At 33.0% G+C, this 17,011-nt stretch carries 14 protein-coding genes and 1 tRNA gene; 7 read left to right on the forward strand and 8 right to left on the reverse strand.

All coding sequences use genetic code 11. The annotated features are described in order from the left end of the window. The 3 genes from CXF54_RS05230 to mce all read right to left on the reverse strand — a co-directional run. A partial coding sequence (locus CXF54_RS05230) for a PKD-like domain-containing protein (RefSeq protein ID WP_157823398.1) occupies positions 1 to 3,435 on the reverse strand: 3,435 nt, incomplete at its 3' end. Between the two features lie 608 nt (positions 3,436 to 4,043). Continuing rightward, a tRNA-Ile gene (locus tag CXF54_RS05235) sits at positions 4,044 to 4,117 on the reverse strand. A 56-nt stretch (positions 4,118 to 4,173) separates the two neighbouring features. Continuing rightward, entirely contained in the window at positions 4,174 to 4,575 is a 402-nt protein-coding gene (mce, locus tag CXF54_RS05240) for a methylmalonyl-CoA epimerase (protein WP_090837029.1), read from the reverse strand. An 83-nt stretch (positions 4,576 to 4,658) separates the two neighbouring features. Here mce and rbfA point away from each other — a divergent pair, with 83 nt between their 5' ends. After that, positions 4,659 to 5,054 carry a 30S ribosome-binding factor RbfA gene (gene rbfA / locus CXF54_RS05245; RefSeq protein ID WP_101202726.1) on the forward strand — a complete coding sequence of 132 codons (396 nt, stop codon included), beginning with the start codon at positions 4,659 to 4,661 and terminating at the stop codon, positions 5,052 to 5,054. Continuing rightward, positions 5,055 to 6,260 (forward strand): ABC transporter permease, encoded by a 1,206-nt coding sequence (locus tag CXF54_RS05250; RefSeq protein WP_101202727.1) that lies wholly within the window; start codon positions 5,055 to 5,057, stop codon positions 6,258 to 6,260. A 244-nt stretch (positions 6,261 to 6,504) separates the two neighbouring features. Here the strand turns inward: CXF54_RS05250 and dusB are convergent, their stop codons facing one another. Beyond that, positions 6,505 to 7,500 (reverse strand): tRNA dihydrouridine synthase DusB, encoded by a 996-nt coding sequence (gene dusB, locus CXF54_RS05255; RefSeq protein ID WP_101202728.1) that lies wholly within the window; start codon positions 7,498 to 7,500, stop codon positions 6,505 to 6,507. A gap of 70 nt (positions 7,501 to 7,570) precedes the next feature. Between dusB and CXF54_RS05260 the strand changes: the two genes are divergently transcribed. The 4 genes from CXF54_RS05260 to CXF54_RS05275 all read left to right on the forward strand — a co-directional run bounded on the left by CXF54_RS05260 (position 7,571) and on the right by CXF54_RS05275 (position 10,322). Further along, positions 7,571 to 8,320 carry a prolipoprotein diacylglyceryl transferase gene (locus CXF54_RS05260; RefSeq protein ID WP_101202729.1) on the forward strand — a complete coding sequence of 250 codons (750 nt, stop codon included), beginning with the start codon at positions 7,571 to 7,573 and terminating at the stop codon, positions 8,318 to 8,320. Between the two features lie 138 nt (positions 8,321 to 8,458). After that, positions 8,459 to 9,850 (forward strand): radical SAM protein, encoded by a 1,392-nt coding sequence (locus CXF54_RS05265; protein WP_101202730.1) that lies wholly within the window; start codon positions 8,459 to 8,461, stop codon positions 9,848 to 9,850. A 62-nt stretch (positions 9,851 to 9,912) separates the two neighbouring features. Continuing rightward, positions 9,913 to 10,107 carry a hypothetical protein gene (locus tag CXF54_RS05270; protein WP_101202731.1) on the forward strand — a complete coding sequence of 65 codons (195 nt, stop codon included), beginning with the start codon at positions 9,913 to 9,915 and terminating at the stop codon, positions 10,105 to 10,107. Then, entirely contained in the window at positions 10,104 to 10,322 is a 219-nt protein-coding gene (locus CXF54_RS05275) for a hypothetical protein (protein ID WP_101202732.1), read from the forward strand. The genes CXF54_RS05270 and CXF54_RS05275 overlap by 4 nt, the downstream gene beginning before the upstream one ends. On the opposite strand, the gene CXF54_RS05280 is transcribed toward CXF54_RS05275, so the two are convergent. After that, positions 10,293 to 10,691, reverse strand: coding sequence for a DUF4345 domain-containing protein (locus CXF54_RS05280; protein ID WP_101202733.1), 399 nt, complete (start codon positions 10,689 to 10,691; stop codon positions 10,293 to 10,295). The genes CXF54_RS05275 and CXF54_RS05280 overlap by 30 nt on opposite strands. A 94-nt stretch (positions 10,692 to 10,785) precedes the next feature. Next, entirely contained in the window at positions 10,786 to 13,185 is a 2,400-nt protein-coding gene (locus CXF54_RS05285) for an outer membrane beta-barrel family protein (protein ID WP_101202734.1), read from the reverse strand. A gap of 158 nt (positions 13,186 to 13,343) precedes the next feature. On the opposite strand from CXF54_RS05285, the gene lepA reads away from it, so the two are divergent. Further along, positions 13,344 to 15,140, forward strand: coding sequence for a translation elongation factor 4 (gene lepA, locus CXF54_RS05290; RefSeq protein WP_101202735.1), 1,797 nt, complete (start codon positions 13,344 to 13,346; stop codon positions 15,138 to 15,140). 74 nt (positions 15,141 to 15,214) lie between these two features. Here lepA and CXF54_RS05295 read toward each other — a convergent pair whose 3' ends face one another. Continuing rightward, the gene (locus CXF54_RS05295) at positions 15,215 to 15,979 is read right to left on the reverse strand and encodes a LytR/AlgR family response regulator transcription factor (protein ID WP_101202736.1); all 765 of its coding nucleotides are present in this window, start codon (positions 15,977 to 15,979) and stop codon (positions 15,215 to 15,217) included. A gap of 4 nt (positions 15,980 to 15,983) precedes the next feature. After that, on the reverse strand, positions 15,984 to 16,994 hold the full coding sequence (locus tag CXF54_RS05300) for a sensor histidine kinase (RefSeq protein WP_101202737.1): 1,011 nt from the start codon (positions 16,992 to 16,994) through the stop codon (positions 15,984 to 15,986). Positions 16,995 to 17,011: the final 17 nt, after the last annotated feature.

Here is a 17,011-nt window from a genome sequence, read left to right on the forward strand (position 1 = left end):
AGTAATATTTACGGTGTCACTTACCGCTATACATGGTCCCACTGCATTACTTGTTAATGTTAACACGTAAGATCCGGCTGTAGTTGCACTAAAATTTACCGTGTCTGGAGTCGCCGTTGCTGTATTTGGAGTAACCGAACTACCTGCGGGACCACTTGTTACAGTCCAAATCCCTGTAGTAGCTCCTCCGCCAATACTAGCCCCTACTAATTGGTAGCTTCCAAAACCACTACATAATGTTGTTGCTGATCCTGCTTCTATTATTGGTGCTTCACTTATTGTTAAAACAAAATCATCTGAAACTGATGTTGTAGAACAACTTCCAGTTCCGGTTACGGTTTTTGTTAATGTTACACTACCTGCTGTTACATCTGCTACACTTGGTGTGTAAGTTGGATTTTCTGCTGAAATATTATTTAATGCTCCAGATCCACTTGTTGTCCAAGTTATTACTCCTCCTGTTGATGTTCCGTCTGTAAACGTATACATGGCGTCTGAACAAATTGAATCGGAACTATCCGTTCCAACATCTGATGTTGGTGCTGCTTCAACTATTATGCTTACAGTATCACTTACTATTGTGCAAGGTGATGTTGCATCTGTTGTTAATGTTAAAATATATGTTCCTGCTGTTGTTGCACTAAAATTAGCTGTGTCTGGCGTTCCTGTTGCTGTAGTTGGTGTTACAGTTCCATCTCCTGGATTGGTACTTACTGTCCAAATTCCTGTCATTGCACCATCGTCAATACTTGATCCTACTAATTGGTAGCTTCCAAAACCACTACATAATGTTGTTGCTGATCCTGCTTCTACTATTGGTGCTTCACTTATTGTTAAAACAAAATCATCTGAAACTGTAGTTGTTGAACAACTTCCGGTTCCTGTTACTGTTTTTGTTAATGTTACACTTCCTGCTGTTACATCTGCTCCACTTGGTGTGTATGTTGGGTTTTCTGCTGAATTGCTACTAAATGCTCCTGATCCACTGGTTGTCCAAGCTATTGTTCCGCCTGTTGATGTTCCGTCTGTAAACGTATACATAGCGTCTGAACAGATAGAATCTGAACTATCCGTTCCAACATCTGATGTTGGTGCTGTTGATATTGTTATTGTAATTGTTTCTGGATTTCCTTCACAACCTGCAGAAGAAGTCGCTTGCACAATATAATCTACCGTTAAATCTCCTGTTGTATTATTTGTATATACATCATTAGCAATAGCATTTGATGAAAGACCTGTTGCTGCTGTTGCATTAGAACCTCCTGCAATTAAACCTCCTTGAGGAGTAACACTTACAATTTCCCAAGTAGCTGCAGCAGAGCTTGTAGGTAATACATCTAAAACAACTCCTATTGCTTCTTCGCTACAAACTGTTGTGTCAAGTACATTTGAAACTTCAGGTTCAGGACTAATTGTTACAGTTATATCAAATATTTGCCCATCACAAGGTGTTGTATCTTCTATAGTTACTGTATAAACTATTGTTACTGGCCCTCCAGTTGTGTTTACATAAGTATCTGTTATAAAATCATTACTAGCAGTTGGACGATTTGGTCCTGCTGGTACATTTAATTGATCTGAGGAAGTTACTGTATATGATGAAGTAAAAGATGAGATATTTATATTTAAGGCTACATTAGAACAAGCTGCTTCAGTAAAATCTGGAAAAGGCGGTTCTACTAATCTTAGAATTACTTCTTCTCTTAAAGGATTAACACATGCAGTAGCAGGATCACTAATTTCTGCAAAATAAGAAATAACACCAATTGAATTAAGTTCTGGAGTTGCAACTATATTCCCTCCTGTTATAGCATCATACCATACTACATCTGTATTAGCATTTTTAGCAATTGCATTATTGGCATTAAGCGTTTGTAATGTAGGTGAATCACCACATTCTATTAAATCGACAGTACTAACTAATCTTGGCAGTCTATTAACTGTTACTATAACATCAAAAGAATCTCCTGAACAATTATTTGGCGCTGGTCCAATAGGAGTTACTGTGTATGTAAGATTAACTGGACTTTGACTTAAATTATCAAAAGTTCCTGAAATGGAAGTACCGCTTCCTGCTGCAGGAGCAGGAGTTATTCCTGGATTTGATGAAATTACTGTATATGTAAAAGTTGTACCAGTTGATATTGTTGTAAGATCGAAAGTATATGGTTCTCCAGAACAAACAGCTTCAGATGTATTAGTACCTGTTGGAGCATCAAAAATTGTAAGAGTAACATCAGATCTTGATGCACTAACACAACCAAAGCTATTACTAACTTCGGCATAATACACAATAGTGTTTACTGTATTTAAAGTAGGATTAGGAACAACAGCTCCTCCTGTTGCTGCATTATACCAAACAACACTTTCACCTGGTCCTAACGGCAATACATTGTTAGCATCTAAGGTTTGTATTGAAGATTCCTCACATTCTTCAATTATATAAGTTCCAAAAACAGGATTAGGTCTTACTTGTGCTGTAGCAGAATCTGAAAATTTTTCGGTACAACCAGGCTCACCTGCATATGAAATATCTACATTTAATTCATAAGTACCCGGAGTTGTGCCAGCAAGGATTGTTACCGTTTGTTGATTAGCATTTGTAAGTGAAACGTCTCCTGATACAACGGTCCAGTTATATGTAATAGGTAAATCACCACTAGCATCTGCAGTTGATGTGGTAGACTCACCAACACAAATATCTGGTGATATTAGTGGTGTATTAAGAATAGGGCTTGCAAGAACATCCCAAGTAATACTATCTATACGTGCACAGTTTCCTGGAGAAGGACATGGCCCATCTGTTTCGTTACCACTATTTCCTGAAGAACCACCTTTTGATCTTAATTCTAAGCTCACAATTCCATCAGCTGCTAAGGCACTTATATCGTCTCCTATTAAATCTATTGTAACAGTAAATGTTACACCCGAACACTCAGGTCCTCCACTTGGCGGAATCCCTCCTATTATTTCATTATTTTCATCAATTACGACTAACCACTCCGTACCACTGTTAAAATCACCCTCACTACTAATTACTGTTGTAGCATTAGAACAAGTAACCCTTTCTCCATCTGGAACTGTAAAATTATAAAGAAAATCTGGACCTTCTGTCCCAACTTGACAGTATTGGGCATCAGTTAAATTACCTGATGTTTCAGCCTGATATTCAAAAGAGCTAGCAGCACCAGCTGTATTTTCTGTAGTAATATCGATATCTACAACTATACCTGCATCTCCTGGGTTTCCGCCACCAGCAGGAATAGGATTATAAAACTCGTTTACAATAGCTTGTGTTATTGTAGCACAACCTGGCTTAGATTGAATCTCAGCTAAAGTTTGTGTTTGCGCACTTACAGCTGAACTAAATACAAGAAATAGCACGAATAAAAAACAAAAAATAAATTTACTTTGAGGAGTAGTTTTTTTAATCATATTGATATTGATTTTCTATTTGTAAAAACAAGTCCAAATAAAATGTTGGATTTGAGGTATAACTAATATATAAATTTTTAGTAGTGAAATAGTATGGTAGGCAATTTAAATCTTTCAACTATCAACTATCAAATAAATTAAAAAAAAACAGATGAACACCTAAAAATAATCAAAATAACTATATTTAAACGTTTAAGTGTGTTTTTTTAAGCCAAAACACCTATCACTTGTTAAATTAAAGACTTTAATCAGGTAAATAACAAAGATCAACTATCAATTTATCAGGAATTAGCTATAATCACAGTAAATTATACTATAAATCTATTATTAAAGACGCAATAGATCAAAATTTCGAAAACACTTACACGGATGTTGTAGACCCAGAGGAACTATGCGATTTAGAATATAACAACAGATATAATGGTTTTGTAGAAAAAGAAATGAAGAAAGTATTTTATAAATTTTAATAAAACATACTTTAATGTAAGATGATATACATTACTGTAAAGCAAGGTAATAACAACATATAATCGGGAATTTCTCGGGAATACAAAAAACAAAAAAGCCTTTAATTACTTGATAAACAAGCTCTTAAAGACTTTAGAGTGTGGTCCCACCTGGGCTCGAACCAGGGACTTTCTGATTATGAGTCAGATACTCTAACCAGCTGAGTTATAGGACCCGAAATCGGATTGCAATATTACTACTTATTTTAAAGTCTTGCAAACCTTTTTTTAATTAGTTATCCTCTTGGCACAACTCTATTAGTACACCGTTTGATGATTTTGGATGCAAAAAAGCGACTAACTTATTGTCTGCGCCCTTTTTAGGTGTTTCATTTAGCACAACAAAACCTTCTGATTTTAATCGTAAAATTTCTTTTTTAATATCTGTAACAGCAAAAGCAATGTGATGGATCCCCTCTCCTTTTTTCTCTAAAAACTTCGCAATTGGACTTTCAGGGGTTGTTGCTTCTAGCAATTCGACCTTATTTGGACCTACTTTAAAAAAAGAAGTGTTTACACCTTCACTCTCTACAGATTCAATTTTATAGTGAGGCTTGCCAAAAAGCTTCGCAAAAAGAGCATTAGATTCCTCTAAATTTTTGACTGCGATACCTATATGTTCTATTTTTTTCATTTTTTATATAATTTAAGGTACAAAAATTGCTTAATTATGCCTTAAAAGTAATATATTCTTGTAATAACAACTATTTTTGCACCATGGAAGAAAGTCAAAGACAAAAAAAAATAGCTTCGGTTTTACAACGTGATTTAGTAGATATCCTTCAGGGAGCTGCTACACAAGGTGGAATGCGCGGTATAATTATATCTGTATCTAAAGTTAGAGTAACTGCAGATTTAACAGATGCTAAGGTTTATTTAAGCATATTCCCTAATAACAAAGCAAAGGAGCTTTTAGAAGGGATTAGAGCTAACAAACCAATGATCAGACATGAGCTAGCACAACGCACAAAAAACCAACTACGCAGAATGCCTGTATTAGAGTTTTATGTGGACGACAGTTTAGAGCATATTGATAAAATTGAAAAATCACTTAAAGGGGAAGATAACCCAATCCAAAATCCTGATTTATTAGATAATCGTAAAAAAGGATAATTGAATTTTCCGTTATACATAGCAAAACGCTACATACGCAGTAAAAGCAGTAATAATGCCATTAACTTTATAACAATAATTGCTATTGTTGGTATTGTTTTAGGTGCTGCATCATTGTTTATTGTATTGTCGGGTTTTGCTGGTTTACGTGATTTTACATTAGAATTTACCAGCATTATCGATCCCGATTTAAAAGTCGAAACCACCATAGGTAAATCTTTTACTTTAAACGATAATCAAGACAAACAACTACATGCTATTGATGGCGTAGTTAACTTTTCTAGAATAATAGAAGAACGCGTTATTGCCTCTTCAGAGGGTAACAATCATCCCGCTTACATCAAAGGTGTAGATGAAAACTACAACAAAATAACAGCCATAGACTCCATAATTCCTTATGGTACGTGGCTATATCAAGACACCCCACAAATTGTACTTGGTTGGGCAATATCCAATAGGTTATCGGCTTTTGTAAACGATTACGGAAAAACCATTACCCTATCCGTACCAAAACCAGGAAAAGGTCAAATAAGCTCGCAAAGTCAAGCCTTAAATCAGGTTAATACCATTAACGTTGGTATTTATGATATTAACGAAGAGCTAAACAATAAATACATTTTTGCATCTATCGCCACTGCACGTCAGTTATTAAATTACGAGCCTAATCAAATTACCAGCTTAGAATTTAAATTAACAGAAGATGCAGACCAGGATGCTATAAAAGCTAAAATTAAAACTATAATTGGTCAAAACGTTATTGTCAAAAATAAAGACCAACTTAACGACGCGATATACAAAATGCTAAACACAGAGAATTTAGCGGTCTATCTAATCTTTACCTTAGTATTAATTATTGCTTTATTTAACGTTATAGGCTCCATTGTCATGATGATTTTGGATAAAAAGAAAACCCTTAGCACCCTTTACAACATCGGTGCTACAGTAAAAGACATTAGAAACATCTTTTTTTACCAAGGGATTTTAATGACTATTGTTGGTGGATTTTTAGGACTAGTAATTGGTTATATAATCGTGCAATTACAGTCTAGCTTTAACCTGATTATGATCACACCAAGCCTACCTTATCCTGTAGCTATTCACTTTAAAAACTTTGTGATAGTCATGCTTACAATCTCTGTTTTAGGGATAATTGCTTCAAAAATTGCAGCCTCTAGAATTACACAAAACTTAGTTAAGACTAGTTAATTTTGGGCAAGTTGCCTTAGCAGGCAAACAGGCTCGCGCAACTCGCTCTCTTCGAGGAGCTCAAACACATTGCTTCATCCTTCTTGCGCTTACTGTTGTGCTTAGTTAGCGCTTTGCTTAACTAAATAGATGCATTGTAATTTACAAACCAAACACTTTAGACTACAAATAAAAGCACCTCTCTTTTACTAAAGAGAGGTGCTTTTATAATATATATATAAATAAGATTTAAAATTCGATTTTACTATTCAGTAAACTCAAAGTCTCCAAACTTTTCTAAAACCTCATCAAAAGCAGCAAATACATCTACAGATGCATCACTAGTCACCATTTTCATGCGGTGTTCTTTAAAATGCGGAATACCTTTAAAGTAATTTGTATAATGACGTCTGGTTTCAAAAACACCAAGAATTTCTCCTTTCCAGTCAATAGACATTTGTAAGTGTCTTCTAGCTGCTTCTACACGCTCCTGCATAGTAATTGGTCTGTAATGCGCTCCGGTTTCAAAAAAGTGTTTTACTTGCTTAAAAAACCAAGGATTACCAATGGTTGCACGACCAATCATACAGCCATCTAAGCCGTACTGGTCACGCATTTCCATTGCGCGTTCTGGTGTAGTCACATCTCCATTTCCAAACACAGGAATGTTCATACGTGGGTTATTTTTTACCTGTGCAATTGGTTTCCAATCCGCATCACCTTTATACATTTGCGCTCTGGTACGACCATGTATTGCTATAGCTTTACACCCTACATCTTGAAGTCGTTCTGCTACCTCAACAATTCTAATAGAATCGTGATCCCAACCTAAACGTGTTTTTACAGTTATAGGGATATTGGTGCGTTTAACCATCTCTGCAGTTAGTTGCTCCATTAAACAGATGTCTTTTAAGATTCCTGCTCCTGCACCTTTACTAACTACTTTTTTAACAGGGCATCCAAAATTAATATCAATAATATCTGGTTTTGACTCTGCTACAATATCAATGGTTTGTAACATACTATCCAAATTAGCTCCAAAGATTTGGATACCAACGGGACGTTCTTTTTCGTAAATATCTAATTTCATAACGCTTTTTGCTGCGTTACGTATTAAACCTTCGCTACTTACAAACTCTGTATACACCACATCTGCACCTTGCTCTTTACACAACGCTCTAAATGGTGGATCTGACACATCTTCCATTGGTGCTAACAACAACGGGAAGTCTGGAAGTTCTATATTACCTATTTTTACCACGATACAATTTTGGTGCAAAATTAGTGTTTTTTAGGTAATTGTGTATATTTAACTAATAATCTATCATTATTTGGACCTACCCTTCAACCCTGAGCTTTTTGGCGTTAACATAAATATTCACCTTATATTAGAATATCTCGCCTTTTTTATAGCGTATAGATATTATGTGTTTTTAAGAAAACACAGTACAGATATTATTAACACCAATAACCGACTCTCTATTATTTTAGGTGCAGCTTTAGGTGCTTTAGTTGGCTCAAGATTGGTTGGGTTTTTAGAAAATCCTTTAATTGCATTTACATTAAATAATGCCATTACATTACTAAACACAAAAACCATAATGGGTGGTTTATTTGGCGGTTTACTTGGTGTGGAATTGGCAAAGAAAATAATTAACGAAAAGCACTCGTCTGGAGATTTATTTGTCTTCCCTATAATTTTAGGGATTTTTATTGGTCGTATTGGTTGTTTCTTATCTGGTATTAACGAGTTTACTTATGGTAAGGTCACTACTTCTGCTTTTGGAATGAATTTAGGTGATGGCTTACTGCGACATCCTACCTCTTTATATGAGTTGTTTTTTTTAATCTTTTTATTTATAGCTTTAAAAACTGTAAACAATAGATTACAGTTAAAAAACGGAGATTTGTTTAAGATTTTTATGCTCAGTTATTTTGGCTTTAGGTTTTGTATCGAGTTTTTAAAACCTAATGTGTTTTATACTTTTGGTTTAAGTAGTATCCAAATATTATGTGTAATTTGTTGGTTGTATTACAGCAAATTTATTGCTAGTCTTTTACTTACCAAACACCCGCGTTAGCGATAGAAACGGTATCCTTTTTTACGTCAGTTCGAGTATTTTGTGAAGCATGAGCAAAATGTATCGAGAACAAGTAAAAAAGATTTAGTGGATAGCGCGACCCTTGTGGTAACGCCAAAATAACATAAATTACAGAAAATGCCAGTTAGAAATTATACCTATTACGACTTTACATTAAGCTTGTGTCCTGAGTGTTTAAAACGTGTGGATGCTAAAATTGTCTTTGAAGATGATAATGTTTACATGTTAAAACGTTGCAAGGAACATGGCAATAGCAAGGTGTTAATTGCTGATGATATTGCGTATTATAAAAACATACGCAACTACAATAAGCCTAGCGAAACACCTTATACTTTTAACACTAAAACGGATTATGGTTGTCCTTACGATTGTGGTTTGTGTCCAGACCACGAGCAGCACAGTTGTTTGACGGTTGTTGAGGTGACGGACCGCTGTAATTTGACTTGTCCGACGTGTTATGCGGGCTCATCACCAACCTATGGCAGACATCGTACTTTGAACGAAGTTAAGGCCATGTTGGACACTATTGTTAAAAATGAAAAGGAACCTGATGTGGTACAAATATCTGGTGGAGAGCCAACCATACATCCCCAATTTTGGGAAATTATGGACTATACCAAAACGTTACCGATTAGGCATTTAATGTTGAATACTAATGGGATTAAAATTGCTAAAGATTTCGCTTTCGCGGAAAGACTAAAAACCTACGCTCCTGACTTTGAAATTTATTTACAATTTGATTCGTTTGAAAACAGTGTGTTGCGCGAGCTTCGCGGTGCCGATTTAAATGATATCCGTAAACAGGCTATTGAAAACCTAAACAAATTAAACCTATCAACAACTTTAGTGGTCACACTACAAAAGGGATTAAATGATGGCGAGATTGGTAAAATTATTGACTACGCTTTAAAACAAAAATGTGTTAGAGGTGTGACCTTACAACCAACTCAAATTGCTGGTCGATTAGATAATTTTAATCCAGAAACGGATCGGATGACCATTACTGAGGTACGTCGAAAAATAATGGAACAAACCACTATTTTTAATGCTGACGACTTGCTGCCTGTACCGTGTAATCCGGATGCTTTGGTGATGGGGTATGCGCTTAAATTAGGCGATGAAGTATTCCCTTTGACCCGTTATATTAATCCAAACGATTTATTAGATAATAGCAAAAATACTATTATTTACGAGCAAGATGAAGCACTGCAAGGTAAAATGGTAGAGTTATTTAGCACAGGAAACTCGGTTGAGGTTGCAGAAGAAAACCTAAAATCTATCATGTGTTGCTTACCAAATATAGATGCACCAGAATTGGGTTATGATAATTTATTTAGAGTGATTATTATGCAGTTTATAGATGCTTATAACTTTGATGTTAGAGCCATTAAAAAATCGTGTGTGCATATTGTGGATAAAGACAATAAAATTATCCCTTTTGAAACCATGAATTTGTTTTATCGTGATGACAAAAAAGCACGCTTAGAACAACTTAGAAACGAGCTATAATTACTAAGTACAATTAAAAATAGAGTTATGCTACTACTATTTTTAATCATAAAAAATAAAATATGCTTCAAGTAATGATTTTGAATATTAGCGGAAATACTATATTACTGCTGCTTTTTATCTTTTATGGTGTTCCATTAATTGCAATAATTATTGCGTTATCTTTAAGAAACAAAAAGCGAAAAACAGCTAAAGTTATTGGCATTTTAACTGCTGTTTATGTATTAATTAGCTTAGGCTATTGCGGAATTTTATGAATACATTTTTTTTAATAGAAGCTACTGGAGGAGGTGGAAATTACGATGGAATAGTCTTGTTTTTTGCTGCTATTATGTTTGGACCAGCTATTTTATTAGCTACTATTGGTTTTTCTTTACTTAAAAAAAACAAAAAAGCAGCTAAAGTGTTATTTATACTAGCTGCCGTTTATGTAATTGTTAGTTTAGGTATTTGTGGTAGTATGATGGCTTAGCAATACCCACAATCCATAAAACCCTAAAAATAGCTCTGCAAAAGTCCCGAATTGATAACCAAAGGTTGGGACACCATCTAATGTTAAACTTAGCAATCTTCCAAAACCTAAACCCAGCATAAATATCATATTGGTTACTAATGCTATTTTAAGATAATTGACTTTAAATACACCCAAAATCCAAAGTATAGAAAACCCTAAATAAAGCCCCATAATAGCTTTAAAAAAATTATGCTCGTCTATGGTGTCTAATTGAATATCGAATTGAGATTTTGGATTAAAACCATAAAAAAAAGACACCGGAACAACAATACATACAGATATGATTAAGTGTATTTTTGTTATTATGTTTTGGTTAGTGATTTTCATTGTTACTTACAACATGATTACTACTATTAACAGTACGCACAAGATCTATATGTATGCCTTTAGCATACTATAAATTTGTTATAATAATAACTACTTAATCTTTAGTCTTTATTCTATTACGCTCTGTAGTATATTTCTCTTTCTCATTAGTTTTTAGCGTACTATTACCAAATTTATAACTAAACCCTAATTTTATATAACGGTTATCTAAATTAGTAAATTGTGAGAAATTTTGATTTAAATATTGTGTTGACGTTTTAAAATCTGCGGTGTTAAATAAATCAGACGCTAGTAAAGATATGGTTGCTTTTTTATTCCAAATGGATTTAGATATTGATAAATCAGAAAAAAGCATTCCGCTAACAGTTTGAAATCCAGATATTCTTTTAGAAGCGTAGGTCATAGAAAAATTTGTATTTAGACTATTATCCTTTAAAAAGCTAATCCCAGCATTTAATGCTGTATAATTACTCCATTGATCTAACGTAACATTTAGGTTATTAACAGTTGTCTCCTCTTTTGTGTAATACATTACTGTTACAAAATAAATAGATAATCTATCAAACGCGGTAAAAAACGTCTCATAAGCAAAATTTAATTCTGCGGTTTTACCTATATTTTGTGGTGTATAGGTTAATATATTAGTGTCGTTATCTTGAAACCCTAACTCTGCAAAATTACCATTGGTAGTTATCAAACTAACTTCAAAAGTGTGGGTATCATTTAAAATAGTCCCAAAGTCCCAACGATTTGAATATGCCGGTTTTAAATCTGGATTACCAGTAACTATAATATTATCGTTTAAAAGAAATTCAAACGGATTTAAATCTGAATAATCCGGTCTTGAAATGGTTCTTTTATATTTAGTATATAAGCTTAATTTTTCCGTTGTATTGTGTGTCAAAACTAATGTTGGAAACCAATCAAGATAGTTTTGTTTGTTTGTAATATCAAGAGACACGCCTTTAACATTAGTTTGCTCTGCACGTAAGCCACCATTAAAAACAAAACCCCCAAAGGTCTCTTCATAATCGACATAGGCAGCAAAAACGTTTTCATTATAATCAAAAATATTAGAATTAGCAGTATCTAGAGTTTCTTGGTTACCCACAATATTAAATCTTACGACATCATTATTTGTTTTTACTTCCCCTCCTTTAATACCAAATGACAACGAAGTGTCATCATCAAAAGGAATATAGTAATCTACTTTAGAACTTACAATGCTAATATCCTGATCAGAATTAGTTTTTAAGGCACTATTATAATCAAAAGTATTATCTGCTAAAAAGTAATCACTATTGATATTTTGTACTCTAGAATAATCAAAGTTTGTATAACTAGTATTTACAGATAATTTACTATCATCTTTAAACCTGCTTACATAATCTACATCAAACCCTAAATTAGTTTTATTATAAGAAGAAAACGTATTAGCATTAAAACTAGATAACAAATTATTATTTTGATCAGAGATTAGCGTTTTATTTTTTATTGAATACTCATAATAAGGCGTTGTTAATAACGTTGAAGACAGGCTTAAAGTATTATTATCGTCAATAAAATAATCAAAATTGATATTAGCGTTATGAGTTTCTGTTCGTTTATTTCTATTTATGTTAGATGCCCATAATTGATCTAAAGTATTATCATCATTTAAGTAATTTATCTGATCGTTATTCTCACGATTAATCTTGTCTTTAGAAAAACTATAATTAGCAGATAAACTTATTTTTTCTGTCTTGTAAAAATTAGATATTCCACCTTCATAATTTGGAAAAACACCCTGTTTATATTTACTAAAGACACGTCCAGAATATCCAATAATCAAATTTTTACCCATAACTATATTTAATACCATCCCACTTGAGGCATCGTATTTAGCTCCTGGTGTATTAATGACCTCTATAGATTTAATACTATTTGCTGAAGAAGACTCTAAAAGCTGAATAATATCTCCACCAGTTAAATTTACTTTTTTATCGTTAATATAGACTGTCGGCGAGCTGTTTCTTATTTTAATAGCATCGTCCATAATAAAAACAGAAGGTGTATTACGTATAACATCTAGCATGCTTCCTTCTATCAATGCCGTATTTTCTACATTAAAAATTAAACGATCTGCTAACTTATCAACTGTTGGTTTTTTTGCATTAACAGTAACTTCACCAAGGGTTTCAGAAGCTATTTTTAAAACTATTACTCCAACATCGGTTGTTTTGGTCAAAGAGATTGGTGTACTAACAGATTCAAAACCAATAAAGGATAGTTTTAAAACATATGCTCCAGAGGTTAAATTATCAATACTAAATTGACCTTGGTCATTAGTACTTGATCCCGTTATAACTTTGGACTCATCAGAAGAATAGACTATTGCGTTAGCAAAAGCCACAGGTAGGTTATTGTCATCTACAACTGTCCCAGAAATGGTTAAATCCTGAGCGTAACTAGTTACAGATAAACAAAAGACAATTAAAAAATTAAAGCGATTCATTTATAATACGTTAAGCGCGCAATATAATAATAACAAAACACTTTTAGCTGTGGTAAAAACCACAAATTAAGAGGAATTTGGTTTCCAAAGAAAAAAGAAAAAAAGCCCGATAATTACTTTATATTTGCAACAACCTTGATTTATAAGGTGATTTGACTATGAAAAACATTAGAAACTTTTGCATAATTGCACATATTGACCACGGAAAAAGTACACTTGCTGACCGTTTATTAGATACTACAGGTTCTGTAACTGCTAGAGAACAACAAGCTCAGTTATTAGACAGTATGGATTTAGAGCGCGAACGTGGTATTACCATTAAGTCGCATGCCATCCAAATGGACTACACCTTTGAAGGTGAGGACTATATTTTAAACTTAATTGATACCCCTGGTCACGTAGATTTCTCTTATGAAGTGTCAAGATCTATTGCTGCTTGCGAAGGTGCCTTACTAATTGTAGATGCTGCTCAAAGTATACAAGCACAAACAATATCTAACTTATATCTAGCATTAGAGAATGATTTAGAAATTATTCCTGTACTTAACAAAGTAGATTTACCAAGTGCAAACCCAGAAGAAGTTACTGATGATATTGTCGAATTATTAGGATGTGATCCTTCTGAAGTGATTCATGCTAGTGGAAAAACTGGATTTGGTGCAGAAGCGATATTAAAAGCTATTATTGAACGTATTCCGGCTCCAAAAGGAGATCCAGACGCACCATTACAAGCGTTAATATTTGACTCGGTTTACAATACCTTTAGAGGAATTGAAACTTATTTTAGAGTCTTTAATGGTGAAATAAAAAAAGGACAGAAAATTAAATTTGTCGCTACAGGTAAAGAATATAATGCAGACGAAGTTGGAACACTAAAGTTAACACAAGTTGCAAAACAAAGCGTTAAAACTGGAGATGTAGGATACTTAATTACAGGTATTAAAACGGCTAAAGAAGTAAAAGTAGGAGATACAATTACTGATTTTGTAAATCCAACAACTAATATTGTAGAAGGTTTTGAAGATGTTAAACCAATGGTATTTGCTGGTATTTATCCAGTAGACACAGAGGATTACGAAGAGCTTAGAAACAGTATGGAAAAGCTACAACTTAATGATGCTTCTCTTGTTTTTGCACCAGAAAGTTCTGCTGCGTTAGGTTTTGGTTTCCGTTGTGGGTTTTTAGGAATGTTACACATGGAAATTATCCAAGAGCGTTTAGAGCGTGAGTTTGATATGACTGTAATTACTACAGTACCTAACGTGTCATACAATGCCTACACAAATAAGCATCCAGACAAAGCATTTATTGTAAATAACCCGTCAGATTTACCAGATCCGTCAACAGTAAATCGTGTGGAAGAGCCTTTTATTAAAGCAACCATAATTACTAAATCAGACTTTGTTGGTAACGTTATGAGTTTGTGTATTGAAAAGCGTGGTATGATTGTTAATCAAAACTATTTAACACCAGAACGTGTTGAGCTAACTTTTGAAATGCCATTAGCCGAAATTGTATTTGATTTTTACGACCGATTAAAAACCGTGTCTAAAGGTTATGCTTCTTTTGATTACCATCCTTTAGGAATGAAAACATCAAAATTAGTACGTTTGGACGTCTTATTAAATGCGCAGCCAGTAGATGCACTTTCTGCCTTAATACATGCAGATAACGCACATAACATTGGTAAAAAGATGTGTGAGAAATTAAAAGAACTTATTCCACGTCAACAATTTGATATTCCAATCCAAGCAGCTATTGGAGCAAAAATTATAGCTAGAGAAACTGTAAAAGCATTACGTAAAGATGTAACTGCAAAATGTTATGGTGGAGATATTTCGCGTAAGCGTAAATTATTAGAAAAGCAGAAAAAAGGTAAAAAACGTATGCGTCAAGTAGGTAACGTAGAGATACCTCAGCAAGCATTTATGGCTGTTTTAAAGTTGAATGATTAATTAGATAATTATAATTCTTAATATAAAAAAACCTTCATTTATAAAATGAAGGTTTTTTTAGTTTTTACACTTTTTTACTGTTCCAACCACTTTCTAAACTCTGAAGTTGTCGCTGTACTTGTCATTACTTTTTCTTTTAAGCCAGTCATTTTAATTAGTAGTCTGTTTTTAAAATGATTCTCTAAATTTTCAATGAAGTCTATACTCACAATTTCGCTTCTATTGATTTTAAAAAATTTAGTAGTGTGTAGTTGTTGATGAATAGACCCTAAATTTTGAGAAATGGTATGCCGTTTTCCATTAAAATCTGTTGCAATACAAAAATCTCCTGAAGCTTCAATAGTACTAATGTCTACAACGTTTAATAACTGAATCCCTTTTGCTTTTTTAATAACAAATCGTTTTTTATAAGTGCTCTTCTCCTCTCTTAAAGCTGTTTTTAAATCGGTAATAGTTTGTTGATCTAAAGCATTGTAATCACCTTTCTTAAATAACGATTGGTATTTTTCTATTGCTTTTATAAAATCTAATTGTGTGTAGGGTTTTAGTATGTATGCAATTCCGTTTGTATTGAAGGCTTCAAACAAATACTCGTCATGTGCCGAGCAAAATATTATTGGAGTATCAGTTTCAATATCATTAAATAAATCGAAAGATATACCATCCAAAAGTTGAATATCTGATAGTATAAAATCATACTTATTAGTGCTAAGTAGTGCTTTTCCGTCTGTGTTAGATCTTGCCCAATCATGTGGCACTTCTGTTTCAAAATAAGTGTTAACAAAAGTCACTAATTTTTGATATGCTGGGATTTCGTCTTCTAAAATTAATAGTTTCATCACTTTAGTTTTCTTCAATTAAATTAATAATTGGGATTGAAATAATATGCGCTTTTTCTGTATTAATTATTGTTACTTCTTTATCTGATAACAGCTTGTATCGTGCTTTTAAATTTTTTAAACCAGTACCAAAAGATTCATTTTTAGACACAAGTGTAGATTTTGTGTTTATTACTTTAAGCGTGTTCTCTTCAATTAAAATAGTTGCTTCTATTGCTTTGTTGTTTTGTGGCTTATTGTGCTTTACAACGTTCTCTAACAAGGCTTGAATAGCTCCTGTTGGTATAAACTTGTCTGATAAGTCTGTTCTTATTTCAATTTTAAAATCGTAATCGTTTTCAAAACGTGTTTTGATTAAAAATATATAGTTTTCTGCTAACTTAATTTCTTCAGATAATTCCATAACCTCAGCATCTTTTGTTTTAATTAAGTAACGATAAATTAAAGATAACCTGTTAATGTATTCCTTGGCTTTTTCGGTATTACTATCTATTAAAGAGTCTAAGGTATTTAAGTTATTAAATAAAAAATGAGGGTCTAATTGTGAGCGTAATAACTTAAGTTCGTTTTCTTTTTGCTGTTTTTCAATATTAATTATTTCATTTCGACCTTCATAGAATTTTTTTGTAAAAAGAATCCCTAGTAGTAATCCAATATCATTTGAGGAGGTGTAAATTCCGTTTAAAATAACTCTATCCCATTTTGGTAATTTATCTAATGAATTTCCTCCGCTCCAAAATCCTAAAGTATCCGCAATAGTGCCAAAAAAAGTTAAAACAACTAATGCTAATAGTATAAAAGCAACATACTTTTTTTGAATCAAATATTTAGGAATCAAAAAGTACATGAAAATAAGAATAACAATAAACGAAGTAATAATTGTTGTAGGAATATCTACAATATATTCAATAAGAGCATTGTCACTATTATTATAATCTATAATGTTTAAAATTGAAGACACACTGTAATAAATTATAAGAACAATATAATCTGATTTATTAAGCTTACTTTTCATAATTTTGATATCACCAA

This window comes from Olleya sp. 1-3, assembly GCF_002836085.1.
Lineage (GTDB): Bacteria > Bacteroidota > Bacteroidia > Flavobacteriales > Flavobacteriaceae > Olleya > Olleya namhaensis.